The sequence below is a fragment of the Poseidonocella sedimentorum genome, from assembly GCF_900116005.1.
GTDB classification, from domain to species: Bacteria; Pseudomonadota; Alphaproteobacteria; order Rhodobacterales; family Rhodobacteraceae; genus Poseidonocella; species Poseidonocella sedimentorum.
The window spans coordinates 160,289-172,098 of the sequence record NZ_FOYI01000001.1; the positions used below are offsets into that span (position 1 = coordinate 160,289).

General features: G+C 65.6%; 11 protein-coding genes. 3 read left to right on the forward strand and 8 right to left on the reverse strand.

From position 1 onward, the window contains the following. Positions 1-78 precede the first annotated feature (78 nt). On the forward strand, positions 79-1,704 hold the full coding sequence (locus BM353_RS00825; RefSeq protein WP_092075659.1) for a SulP family inorganic anion transporter: 1,626 nt from the start codon (positions 79-81) through the stop codon (positions 1,702-1,704). Between the two features lie 52 nt (positions 1,705-1,756). On the opposite strand, the gene BM353_RS00830 is transcribed toward BM353_RS00825, so the two are convergent. After that, the gene (locus BM353_RS00830; RefSeq protein WP_092075661.1) at positions 1,757-2,941 is read right to left on the reverse strand and encodes a TIGR03862 family flavoprotein; all 1,185 of its coding nucleotides are present in this window, start codon (positions 2,939-2,941) and stop codon (positions 1,757-1,759) included. A gap of 258 nt (positions 2,942-3,199) precedes the next feature. On the opposite strand from BM353_RS00830, the gene BM353_RS00835 reads away from it, so the two are divergent. Then, complete coding sequence (locus tag BM353_RS00835) at positions 3,200-5,488, forward strand: FepA family TonB-dependent siderophore receptor (RefSeq protein WP_177220411.1); 2,289 nt, start codon at positions 3,200-3,202, stop codon at positions 5,486-5,488. Between the two features lie 77 nt (positions 5,489-5,565). On the opposite strand, the gene BM353_RS00840 is transcribed toward BM353_RS00835, so the two are convergent. The 3 genes from BM353_RS00840 to gpmI form a co-directional block, all read right to left on the reverse strand. Continuing rightward, on the reverse strand, positions 5,566-6,069 hold the full coding sequence (locus BM353_RS00840) for an RNA pyrophosphohydrolase (protein WP_092075665.1): 504 nt from the start codon (positions 6,067-6,069) through the stop codon (positions 5,566-5,568). A 102-nt stretch (positions 6,070-6,171) separates the two neighbouring features. After that, complete coding sequence (locus BM353_RS00845; protein ID WP_092075667.1) at positions 6,172-7,503, reverse strand: S41 family peptidase; 1,332 nt, start codon at positions 7,501-7,503, stop codon at positions 6,172-6,174. Positions 7,504-7,671: 168 nt separating this feature from the next. Then, the gene (gene gpmI / locus BM353_RS00850) at positions 7,672-9,201 is read right to left on the reverse strand and encodes a 2,3-bisphosphoglycerate-independent phosphoglycerate mutase (RefSeq protein WP_092076430.1); all 1,530 of its coding nucleotides are present in this window, start codon (positions 9,199-9,201) and stop codon (positions 7,672-7,674) included. A 201-nt stretch (positions 9,202-9,402) separates the two neighbouring features. Between gpmI and BM353_RS00855 the strand changes: the two genes are divergently transcribed. After that, the gene (locus BM353_RS00855; RefSeq protein ID WP_092075669.1) at positions 9,403-9,603 is read left to right on the forward strand and encodes a hypothetical protein; all 201 of its coding nucleotides are present in this window, start codon (positions 9,403-9,405) and stop codon (positions 9,601-9,603) included. Here the strand turns inward: BM353_RS00855 and rlmH are convergent, their stop codons facing one another. The 4 genes from rlmH to BM353_RS00875 all read right to left on the reverse strand — a co-directional run bounded on the left by rlmH (position 9,604) and on the right by BM353_RS00875 (position 11,782). Further along, positions 9,604-10,074: a 23S rRNA (pseudouridine(1915)-N(3))-methyltransferase RlmH gene (rlmH, locus tag BM353_RS00860; protein ID WP_092076432.1), complete on the reverse strand. Its 471-nt coding sequence runs from the start codon at positions 10,072-10,074 to the stop codon at positions 9,604-9,606. After that, the gene (gene rsfS / locus BM353_RS00865; protein ID WP_092076434.1) at positions 10,074-10,427 is read right to left on the reverse strand and encodes a ribosome silencing factor; all 354 of its coding nucleotides are present in this window, start codon (positions 10,425-10,427) and stop codon (positions 10,074-10,076) included. The genes rlmH and rsfS overlap by 1 nt, the downstream gene beginning before the upstream one ends. A gap of 259 nt (positions 10,428-10,686) precedes the next feature. After that, entirely contained in the window at positions 10,687-11,424 is a 738-nt protein-coding gene (locus BM353_RS00870) for a Bax inhibitor-1/YccA family protein (RefSeq protein ID WP_092075671.1), read from the reverse strand. Between the two features lie 148 nt (positions 11,425-11,572). Further along, positions 11,573-11,782, reverse strand: a complete 210-nt coding sequence (locus BM353_RS00875; RefSeq protein ID WP_092075673.1) for a DUF1127 domain-containing protein — start codon at positions 11,780-11,782, stop codon at positions 11,573-11,575. Positions 11,783-11,810 lie beyond the last annotated feature (28 nt).

Consider the following 11,810-nt stretch of genomic DNA (forward strand, 5'->3'; position numbering starts at 1 on the left):
GCGCTATGAGCCGGACAAACCGGGGCGCCCGCGCGCGCGGCCGATCCCCGGACATATCCGCAAGAGAGACATATTACCTTGACCCGAGTCCTTCTGGCCTCCGTTGCCAACCGTTTCATCCTGTCCGATTTCGCCGCCCCCGGGACGGAGTTCACGCCCGCCCGCCTGCGCATCGAGCTGCTGTCGGGGCTGACCGTCGCGCTCGCGCTGGTGCCCGAGGCGGTGGCCTTCGCCTTTGTCGCCGGGGTCCACCCGCTGGTGGGGCTCTATGCGGCCTTCCTCGTGGGGCTGGTCACGGCCGTGCTCGGCGGCCGGCCGGGGATGATCTCGGGCGCGACCGGGGCACTCGCCGTGGTCATGGTCAGCCTCGTGGCGCAGCACGGGGTCGAATACCTCTTCGCCACCGTGGTGCTGATGGGCATCCTGCAGGTCATCGCCGGGGTCATGCGTTGGGGCAAGTTCATCCGGCTGGTGCCGCACCCGGTCATGCTCGGCTTCGTCAACGGGCTCGCCATCGTCATCGGCCTTGCCCAGCTCACGCAGTTCAAGGTCCCCGGCAGCGTCGAAGTCTCCGGCCACGGGACGACCGGGGGCGAGTGGCTCTCGGGCGGCCCACTCGTGACGATGCTCGGGCTGGTCGCGCTGACCATGGCGGTGATCTGGGTCATGCCGCGGATCACCAAGGTCATCCCCGCGCCGCTGGCCGGCATCGGGATTGTCGCGGCGGTGGTCATCGGCTTCGGGCTCGATGTGCCGCGCGTGGGCGACATGGCGTCGATCGAGGGCGGCTTTCCCAGCTTCCACATCCCGATGGTGCCGCTCAACTGGGAGACCTTCGAGATCATCCTGCCCTACGCGGTGATCCTCGCGGCGATCGGGTTGATCGAGAGCCTCCTGACGCTGAACCTCGTGGGCGATATCACCGGCCAGCGCGGCGGCGCGAGCCGGGAATGCGTGGCCCAGGGGCTGGCCAACCTCGTCACCGGCTTCTTTGGCGGGATGGGCGGCTGCGCGATGATCGGCCAGTCGATGATCAACGTGAAATCCGGCGGGCGCACACGGCTTGCCGGGATCATCGCGGCGCTGTTCCTGCTGTCCTTCATCCTCGTGGGCTCGTCTGTGATCGAGCAGATCCCCCTCGCGGCGCTTGTCGGGGTGATGTTCATGGTGGTCATCGGGACCTTCGCCTGGAACAGCTTCAAGATCCTGTCGCGCGTGCCTCTGACGGACGCGGCCGTGATCATCCTCGTGACCGTCGTGACGGTGAAATACGACCTCGCAATCGCGGTGGTCGTGGGGGTGATCGTCTCGGCGCTCGCCTATGCCTGGAACAACGCCACGCGGATCCACGCCAAAACCTACACCACGCCGGAGGGCGCCAAGGTCTATCAGGTGCAGGGGCCGCTGTTTTTCGGCTCGACCGACGGGTTCACCGAGCTCTTCGACACGGGCAAGGATCCGCAGCGTGTCATCGTCGATTTCGCCGACAGCCGGGTCGTCGATCAATCCGCCCTGCAGGCCATCGAAGCGGTCGCCTCGAAATACGAGGCGGCGGGCAAACGGATCCAGCTGCGGCACCTCTCGCGCGATTGCCACAGACTTCTCGCCAAGGCAGGGCACCTTGTCGTGGAGCAGGACGATGACCCCGACTATGGCGTTGCTGTCGACTACTCGGTCCGCACCGGCATCCTGGGCGGACACTGACCACAGGGCGCCGTTTTCTGATCAATCAGAAAACGTGCCGGAAAATGATTGATCATTTTCCGCCGCCCTTGGCGAAGCGCGCGGCGTTTTTGCCGGCGTGGCGGCCCGTGGCGAGGCAAGCGGTCAGCAGGTAGCCCCCCGTGGGGGCTTCCCAGTCGAGCATCTCCCCGGCGACGAAACAGCCCGGTCTGCCTTTGAGCATCAGGGTGTCATCCACCCCTGCGAAGGCGAGCCCGCCGGCGGTGGAAATCGCTTCGTCCATCGGGCGCGGGCCGTCGTGCCTGATGGTCAGCGCTTTGAGGTGCTGCGCGAGCGTGTCGGGGGCGGATGGGAGTGTGCCGAATTCGCGGGCCAGTGCGATGGCGGCTGGGGTGAGGGTGAGGCGCTTGCGAAGGTGGTTGGCCAGGCTCGATTTGCCGCGCGGGCGCTCCAACCGCGCGCGGACCTCGTCTGCGCTCAGGTCCGGCAGCGTGTCGACAACCAGGGGATGCCCTTCGCGCACCGCCCGGAAGACGGCATAGATCCCGCCGCCCTCGAGCCCGCGTTCCGAGAGCACGATTTCGCCGCGGGAGCGGAGTGGCCCCGCACGCAGCGCGATGTTTTTGAGCGGTGTGCCGAAGTGTTTGCGCATGTGTTCGGTCCACGCGACGCGCAGACCTGCGTTGGCCGGCGCAAAGGGGGCGCTGGCGAGGCCGTTGGCGTCGAAGAGGCCGCGCCACGCGCCGTCCGAGCCGAGCCGTGACCAACTCGCGCCGCCAAGTGCCATCACACAGACCTGAGGCGTGAGCACGGCCGGCCCGTCTGGAGTGATGAAGCTGAACCGGCCCGCCTCCCAGCCCGTCCAGCGCCAGCGCGTGCGGATCTCCACGCCGCCATCGCGCAGGCGCGCGAGCCAGGCGCGCAGCAGGGGCGATGCTTTCATTGCCTTGGGAAAGACGCGGCCGGTGCTGCCGGTGAAGACAGGTTGGCCAAGCCCCTCGGCCCAGCGTTGCACCGCGGCGCTGTCGAAATCCTCCAGCGCGCGATGCAGGGGCGCGGGCAGGGGGTGGAACGCTGCAAGAAAGCTCTCGCGGGGCTCTTCTTTGGTGAGGTTGAGGCCCGATTTCCCGGCCATCAGCAGCTTGCGCCCCACAGTCGGCATCGCCTCCGCCACGATCACCGAGAGCCCATCCTGCGCCATCACCTCCGCGGCCATCAGCCCCGCCGGGCCGCCCCCGATTACCAGTGCCTGCGTCACATCCTGCCCTCTGCCGCTTCAGGTGCCGCAGTCTTGGCGCGGGCGGGCGCCCGGCACAAGGAGAACCCCGCGGCGTACGATGCGCAAAAAATCGTTTGGGTGGGCAAAAAATAATCCTGATTGAATTGATCAACTATTAGCGACCTGCTAAGCACCGCCCCGGTGCGGGGCCTCCGCACCACCGCTTACATGCCGCCTAGCCAAGGGTCTTCCTCTCGCCACGCCAGCAGTTTGCTACGATTGGGGAAAGGACAAGACATGACATTCAGGACCAAAGCGGTCTTGCGGGCCACGACGCTTTTATGTGCGGGGACGGCGGCGCTTGCCGTCGGCGCGCAGGAGGCCGATTTCGATTTTGACGTGGATTTCACCGGCGCCGAGGCGATCACCCTCGATGACATCGAAATCTACAGCTACGAAGAGGCCGTCCTCCAGGCGCTCGGCGTCTCGACGGTGACTGAGGAGCAGCTCGAAAAGACACCGGTGGCCAACGATATCTCCGAGGTGGTGCGCAAGATGCCGGGGGTGAACCTCACCGGCACATCCGCCACCGGGCAGCGCGGCAACCAGCGCCAGATCGACATTCGCGGCATGGGGCCGGAAAACACGCTGATCCTGATCGACGGCAAGCCCGTCATGTCACGCAATTCGGTGCGGATGGGCCGGTCCGGCGAGCGCGACACGCGGGGCGACAGCAATTGGGTCCCCGCCGAGATGATCGAGCGGATCGAAGTGATCCGCGGCCCGGCGGCGGCGCGCTATGGCTCGGGCGCTGCGGGCGGCGTGGTCAACATCGTAACCAAGGCGCCGGAGGTCGAGACGGTTGACATCAACCTGCGCTACAACGCGCCTCAAAGCAGCGATGAGGGCGGCGATCGCCGCGTGAACCTGCTCTGGGCGAAACCGTTGGGCGACCAGTTCAGCTTCCGGCTTACCGGCGGCTGGAACCGCTCCGATGCCGATGCGCCCGACATCAACGCCGAGGCGGTCGAAGACGGCGATCCGGTTCCCGCGGGCATGGAAGGGGTCGAGAACAAGGATGTCTCGCTCCGCCTGAGCTGGACGCCCGACGACATGCACCGCCTCGATGTCGATGTCTCCAAGTCGCGCCAGAGCAACATCTACGCCGGCGACCGGCAGCTCAACTCGACCTCCGACACCACCGAGGCGCTTGCCGAGGAGGGGGCCGAGACCAACCGGATGGAGCGGCTGACCCTCGCGCTGACGCACCGCGGGACCTATGATTTCGGCAGGTCGAACAGCTACGTCCAGTGGGAGAAGACCGACAACAGCCGCTACGCCGAAGGGCTTGCCGGTGGGGGTGAAGGGCGCATCACCGACGCTCTGGACTGGGTCACGATCCATCATGAGACGCTCTCGGCCAAGAGCGAATGGATCCTGTCGGGGCAGATCCTGGGGCGCGACGCGACCCACACCTTTGGCGGTGAACTGCGCCATGAGCGACTGGAGGACGCGGTGAATAACCAGAGCGCCCTTGCCATCGACGGCGGCACGGCGGTGGCGCTCGACGCGGGTGATCGCCAATCGGTCACCGAACAGACGCTCACGTCACTTTATGCCGAGAGCAACATCCTGTGGGGCGAGGCGCTGGAAATCGCACCGAGCATCCGGGTCGATCATGCGGAAAGCTTCGGGCTGAACCTCAGCGCGGCGCTCAACATGACCTACATGATCGACACCAACTGGACCGCGAAATTCGGCGTGGCCCGGGCCTTCAAGGCGCCGAACCTCTATCAGGTCAATCCCGATTACGTCTACACAACGAACGGCAACGGCTGCCCCTATCCCTACTATCGCAACGGGCCCTGCTATGTGCTCGGCAACGAGGATCTCGATCCCGAAACCAGCATCAACACCGAAGTCGGCCTGGCCTATGACGGGGACAGCGGTCTGCGGGCAAGCGCGACGGTCTTCTACAACGACTACCGCGACAAGATCCAAGCGGGCACGGAGCAGGTCGGCACGGTCGGCTGCACGGTGCGCGGCAACCCCGGCTCCTGCCGTCTCTACCGCTGGGACAACGTCCCGAAGGCCAGAGTGGCCGGGATTGAAGGCAATGTCGCAGCCCCGCTCGGCGACCGGGTCGAAGCGTCCGCGAACTTCACCTACATGCTGCTCTCCGAACAGGAGATCCGGACGGACGCGGGCGTTGACGGCAACGGCGTCTATCAGAAGGCGAAGACGCTGAAAATCCCGCTCAGCCTCGTGCCGGATTACACGATCAACGCCTCGCTGGATTGGCGCGTGACGGACCGGCTGACGCTGATCCCCTCGCTGACCCACTACGGGCGGATCCAGGCCGCAGCTCACAACGCGCAATCGGGCTACGATTTCGAGGATACCGACGAGCGCGACCCCTATACGGTCGGAAACCTTGCCGCCCGGTATGAACTCAACGACACGGTCAGCCTGTCCGGTGGCGTGACCAACCTCTTCTCGACGCAGGTCATGCGGTCGGGTGAGGGGGCCAATACGTTCAACGAGCCAGGCCGGGCCTGGTACGCGGGCTTGAGCGCGACGTTCTGAACGAGGGGTGGCGATCGCTTTTCAAGCGATCGCCACCGTTTTCTGATCAATCAGAAAACGGGCCGGAAAATGATTGATCATTTTCCGTTTGGCGCCGGATCCAGATGGTCCGAGAAATGGTCCAGAACCTGGCGATACACATCGCGTTTGAACGGCACGATCTGGGCGAGCAATTCCTGCGGGTCCAACCAGCGCCACTCCGAGAATTCAGGGTGCTCGGTGTCGATGTCGATCACGTCCTCGGGCGCCTCCAGTCGAAGCAAGACCCAGTATTGTTCCTGCCCCCGGTAGCGGCCCTTCCAGACTTTAGGCACCAGCTCCAAAGGCAGGTCATATTTTAGCGTCTCGTCGGTTTGTGCCTCGATGCGGACATGCTCGGCCCCGACGCCGGTTTCCTCGTGCAGCTCGCGCAAAGCGGCGTCAGTTGGGGTTTCACCGGGGTCAATACCGCCCTGCGGCATCTGCCACGCGGGAAGATCGCTATCGAGCCGCTGCCCGACAAAGATTCTCTTGTCGGAATTGATCAGCATCACCCCCACGCAGCGACGATACGGCAGTTGAGCAATGTCTTCGGGCGTCATCTAAGTCCTCCGTTCGGCCTTGGGCGGGCCCCGTTTTCTGATCGATCAGAAAACGTGCCGGAAAATGATCGATCATTTTCCGGTGTTGCTCAGAGCTGGGCGTCAGTCCTCGACCGGGGCGAGCGCGTTGAGGCCTTTGAGGATATCGATCGCATAGGCGAGCTGGTAGTCCTCTTCGCGCAGTCGCGCCGCTTCATCGGCTGCGGCGCGTTCTTCCTCGATCTGCCGGATCTCGTCTTCCGAGAGGCTGTCGTTGTCGAGGCTGCCGCGCAGGTCCGCTTCCGTGCGGGGCGCGCGGGCCTCTTCTTCGGCTTCCTCGGTGATCGCCCGGCGGGGCTGTTCGACGACGATGTCCGGCGAGACGCCGAGCGCCTGAATCGAGCGGCCCGAGGGTGTGTAGTAGCGCGCGGTCGTCAGGCGCATCGCCCCTTCGCCGCGCAGTTGCATGACCGTCTGCACCGAGCCTTTGCCGAAGCTCTTGGTGCCCACCACGATCGCGCGCCGGTGGTCCTGCAACGCGCCCGCGACGATCTCGGAGGCCGAGGCCGATCCGCCGTTGATCAGCACCACGAGCGGCTTGCCTTCCGCGAGATCTCCGGCCGTTGCGTTGTAGCGCTCGCCGTCGACGATCTGGCGGCCGCGGGTCGAGACGATCTCGCCCTTTTCGAGGAAAGCGTCGGAGACGAGGATCGCCTGGTTGAGCAAGCCGCCGGGGTTGTTGCGCAGATCCACGACCACGCCGTTGATCTGGTCCATCCCGCCGGCCTCTTCCACCGCGTCCCGTAGCCCGGCTTGCAGGTTGTCGTAAGTCTGGTCGTTGAAGGTAGAGATCCGCAGGACCGCCGTCTGGCCCTCGAGCCGCGCGCGCACCGCCGTCAGCTTGATCGTATCGCGCACGATGGTGACATCGAAGGGCTCCGGCTCGCCTTCGCGCACGACCGTGATGATAATCTCGGAGCCTACCGGCCCGCGCATCAGGTCCACCGCCTCGTCGAGCATCAGGCCCAGCACGCTTTCGCCGTCCACGTGGGTGATGAAATCGCCCGCCTCGATCCCCGCCTCATCCGCCGGCGTTCCGTCCATCGGGGCCACGACCTTGACGAACCCCTCTTCCTGCGTGACTTCGATGCCGAGCCCGCCGAATTCGCCGCGGGTCTGGACGCGCATGTCCGCCGCGTCATCGGCCGAGAGATAGCCCGAATGCGGATCGAGCGATGTCAGCATCCCGTTGATCGCCGCCTCGATGAGCTCCTTGTCGTCGACTTCCTCGACATATTGCGCGCGGATGCGCTCGAAGATGTCGCCGAAGAGATCGAGCTGTTCATAGACCGAGCTGCGGTCGGCTTCCTGCGCGAGCAGCGGGCCGGCGATCTGTGTCGTCACGATGGTGCCGGCTGCGATGCCAGTCATGGCGGCCAGGGCGAATTTCTTCATCGGGTCAGTCCTTGTCGGTTACGGTCCGTCAGGCAGATGTGCGTCCGCGGGCGCGCCGCCCCTACACCCCGCCATGTCGACAGCACCTTACACCCAAGCGCCGCGAGGGCCAGAGCAATCCGAGGGGATATCGCAGGGCGCGGGATCACTTTTGCGTTCGGTCCGGCCCTATTTGTGCGACCTCAGAAGCGAGACACCGGTCATTTCCGCCGGCTGGTCGAGGCCCATGAGCTCAAGGATCGTCGGCGCGAGATCCGCAAGCCGGCCACCCTCGCGCAGCGCCGCGCCTTCGGGTCCGCCGACGAGAATGACGGGGACAAGCTCGGTGGTATGTGCGGTGTGGGGGCCGCCGGTCTCGGGGTCGATCATGATGTCGCAGTTGCCGTGATCAGCTGTGACGATCATCGCGCCCCCCGCGGCCTCCAGCGCCTCCAGCACCCGGCCCAATCCTTCGTCCACCGCCTCGCAGGCCGCGATCGCCGCGTCCAGATCGCCGGTGTGCCCGACCATGTCGGGGTTGGCGTAGTTGGTCACGATGAGATCATAGCCCTCGCCGATCGCCTTCACGAAGGCGCCGGTGACTTCCGCTGCGCTCATCTCGGGCTGGAGGTCATAGGTCGCGACCTTGGGGGAGGGGGCCATGTAGCGATCCTCGCCCACCTCCGGCTCCTCCTGCCCGCCATTGAGGAAGAAGGTCACGTGGGGGTATTTCTCGGTCTCGGCGAGGCGAAACTGCCGGAGCCCAGCCTTCGCGACCCAGGCGCCGAGCGTGTTGACGATCTCCTGCTTGGGATAGCAGGTGGTCATGTAGCCGTTGTGCGCGCGGGAATAATCGACCATGCCGAGACGCGCGGCGAGCGCGGGGCGCGGGCCGGTCTCGAATGCGTCAAACTCCGGCTCGCCGATGGCGCGCAGGATCTCGCGCGCGCGGTCGGCGCGGAAGTTGAGGCAGAAAAACCCGTCGCCATCGCGCATCCCCTCGTAGCCGGAGAGGACCGTGGCGGGCACGAACTCGTCGGTCTTGCCCGCGTTCCAGGCGGCGGCGACCGCGGCTTGCGCATCCGGGGCGGCTTCGCCCTTGCCGCCAACCATCGCGTGATAGGCCGTGGCGACCCGCTCCCAGCGATTGTCGCGATCCATCGCGTAGTAGCGGCCGATGACCGTCCCGATTCGCGCGCCCTCGGGCAGCGCGCCCTCCAGTTCCGCCAGGAAGCGGTCGGCGGTCTTGGGGCTGACGTCGCGCCCGTCGGTGATCGCGTGCAGGACCACGGGGACGCCGGCGTCGGCAATCGCGCGGATCGCGGCGAGGATGTGGGCCAGGCTGCCATGCACACCGCCGTCCGAGACGAGGCCCATGAGATGCGCCGTCCCGCCGCTTTGCTTCAGGGTCGAGATGAACTCGCGCAGGGCGGCATTCTCGAAAAAGCTGCCGTCTTCGATCGCGAGGTCGATCTGGCCCAGATCCATCGCCACGACGCGCCCCGCGCCGATATTCGTATGGCCGACCTCGGAGTTGCCCATCTGGCCCTTCGGCAGCCCGACATCGGGGCCGAAGGTCGTCAGCGTGCCATGGGGGCAGGTCGCGCGGATGCGGTCGAAGTTGGGCGTCTTGGCCAGAAGCGGCGCGTTGCCCTCGCGCGCGGCGCGCTCGCCCCAGCCATCGAGGATGCACAGGACGACGGGTTTGGGTGCGGTCATGGCGGGATCTTTCACTGGGAGTTTCGTGCGAAGCGTGCCGCAAAGGTAAGCGCCCCGCCGCGCCGGGGCAACCGTGGCGGCGGCGAATGCCGGGCGAAAAATACTTCACGAAATGTGATCATATGGCCAACAAACATTCGTTATGCAAATGATTGAGCGCGGTATATTCAATCCCGGCAACCCTTTTTCGGAGACAGTCACATGGCTGATATCGCACTGCATCACACCGGCTCTCAGGCCCTTCACCCCGCCCCGACACGCCTGCTGGCGCTCGCCGCCGCGCTTTTCGTGGGCTTTGCCCTCGCTCAGATCATCGATCTTTCGGTGCTCGACACCGGGGTCACAGTGACCAGCGACGACTGGCACGGCAACGTCATGCGCTCGCACTACCAGCCGCAGTAATCACACCCGGTGATAGGGGCTTCCGGCGAGGATGGAGACCGCGCGATACAGCTGTTCGGCCAGCATCGCGCGGGCCAGCATGTGGGGCCAGACCATCTTGCCGAAACTGAGGCAGAGGTCGGCCCGGGCGCGCAGGGCGGGATCATGCCCGTCGGCCCCGCCGATCATGAAGGCCGCATCGCCCCGCCCCGCATCCCGCCACTCGGCGAGTACGTGGGCGAACCCGGGGCTCGTCATCTGCTTGCCGCGCTCGTCGAGCAAGCAGATCGCAGCGCCTTGGGGAGCGGATTTGGTGAGCAGCGCGGCCTCGGCGGCCGGACCGCCGCCCTTCTTGTCTTCCACCTCATGCACAGAACACGGGCCGAGCCCGAGATTGCGCCCGCTGCGCGCGGCGCGGGTGAGGTAGTCGTCGATCAGCGTCTGTTCCGGCCCGGCGCGCAAGCGCCCGACCGCACAAATATGGAGCCGCATCAGCTCCGGGTTTGCGCAGGAGCCGCCCCGGCGGGCAGCCACATCTTCTCAAGCTGGTAGAAGTCGCGCACCTCGGGCCGGAAGACATGGACGATCACATCGCCCGTGTCGATCAGGACCCAGTCGCCCGTATCGCCCCCTTCGGAGCGCGGGGTCAGGCCGAACTCCTCCTTGATGCGCGCGGAGAGCTTCTCGGCGATCGCCGAGACCTGCCGCGAGGACCGGCCGGAACAGATCACCATGTGATCGCCCATCGCGGATTTTCCGCGCAGGTCGACCGTCACGATATCTTCGGCCTTGTCATCTTCGAGGGACGTCAGGATGCGGGCGAGCATGGCATTGCTCAGGCCCATCTCATCCACATAGCCGCTCATGCGAACGGCTTCCGGATCAGCGGCGGGTGCCGCGTCGGCGTTAAGTGACAGGACATTGTCCTCCTTTGTCATGCGCCGCAAATCCCCGGCGCCGGGATAGGATCAAGGTAGCAACGCCGGGCCGATTTTTCAATCTCCCGCGCGCGCATTGCGGGGGGCAGCAGGGGCCCGGAACGAAAAAGCGGCGCCGAAGCGCCGCTTGCAGGCTTTTGCATGGGGTTTCCCCCGGGCCGCGAGGCTATTCCTGCGAGCCCATGAACATGAGCAGGAACTGGAACATGTTGAGGAAGTCGAGGTAGAGGTTCAGCGCCCCATGGATCCCCGATTTCTCCAGCCATTCCTGATCGCCGTGATGGGCGTGGGCCACATACTCGGCCTTGATCTTCTGCGTGTCATAGGCGGTCAGCCCGGCGAAGATAAGCACGCCGAGGATCGACACCACGAACATGATCGCGGGCGATTGCAGGAAGATGTTGATCACCATCGCCACCAGCAGGCCGATCACGCCCATGATGAGGAACGACCCCCAGCCCGAGATGTCGCGCTTGGTGGTGTAGCCCCAGAGCGACAGGCCCGCGAAGGCAATCGACGTCACCAGGAAGGTCTGGGCGATCGAGATGCCGGTATAGGCCGCGAAGATATAAGACAGCGACAGGCCCATCATCGCCGCGAAGGCGAAGAAGAACAGTCGCGCGCCTTCCGCCGAGGCGCGGCGCATGACCGGGCCAAACGCGAAGATCATGCCGAGCGGCGCGAACATGGCCACGTAGCCCAGGATATTGGGGCGCAGCGTCATCGGGTCGCGGAAGATCGACAGAAGCGCCTCCGAGGATCCGACGGCCCAGGCCACGGCGAAGGTGATGAGCATGCCCACGGACATTGTGCCGTAGACCTTGTTCATGTGGGCGCGGAGCCCTTCGTCGATTACCGCGGAGCGGGCGCCTGTTGCCGTCCGCATCCGATTGAGTTCAGCCATCTAAGCCTCCATGTGAGTTATCCGGCCCCGGAAAATCGAGACCCTTTCGCTCAGAATATTGGCGAGGCAGCGCGGAATTTCAAGGTGTTTGAGGCGCATGGGGCAAAAGGCGCGCCGGGTGGGCGCGCCGTCTTGGGCACTTGGCGCCTCAGCTCCAGTGATCGGGCGCGTCCCAGATCGGCCGGCGGGCTTCGCGCTCGGCCTGGGTGCGGGTCAGGCCGATGTCCTCGAGTTGGTGCGCGCTGAGCCGGCCAAGGGCCCGGCGCTGGCGCAGGAGGCTCCGGGCGCTGCGCAATTTGCTCAAAAAGGAGGCGCGCCTGTCGGTGCGGAGGCTCCAGGGGGCGGTGCGAACAGACATGTCATTCTCCTTTTGTGATGCTATCGTG

Coding starts and splice junctions, on each gene's coding strand:
- BM353_RS00835 (WP_177220411.1), top strand. CDS start 3,200: ATGACATTCAGGACCAAAGCGGTCTTGCGGGCCACGACGCTTTTATGT.
- BM353_RS00840 (WP_092075665.1), bottom strand. CDS start 6,069: ATGACGCCCGAAGACATTGCTCAACTGCCGTATCGTCGCTGCGTGGGG.
- BM353_RS00845 (WP_092075667.1), bottom strand. CDS start 7,503: ATGAAGAAATTCGCCCTGGCCGCCATGACTGGCATCGCAGCCGGCACC.
- gpmI (WP_092076430.1), bottom strand. CDS start 9,201: ATGACCGCACCCAAACCCGTCGTCCTGTGCATCCTCGATGGCTGGGGC.
- BM353_RS00855 (WP_092075669.1), top strand. CDS start 9,403: ATGGCTGATATCGCACTGCATCACACCGGCTCTCAGGCCCTTCACCCC.
- rlmH (WP_092076432.1), bottom strand. CDS start 10,074: ATGCGGCTCCATATTTGTGCGGTCGGGCGCTTGCGCGCCGGGCCGGAA.
- rsfS (WP_092076434.1), bottom strand. CDS start 10,427: ATGGGCCTGAGCAATGCCATGCTCGCCCGCATCCTGACGTCCCTCGAA.
- BM353_RS00870 (WP_092075671.1), bottom strand. CDS start 11,424: ATGGCTGAACTCAATCGGATGCGGACGGCAACAGGCGCCCGCTCCGCG.
- BM353_RS00875 (WP_092075673.1), bottom strand. CDS start 11,782: ATGTCTGTTCGCACCGCCCCCTGGAGCCTCCGCACCGACAGGCGCGCC.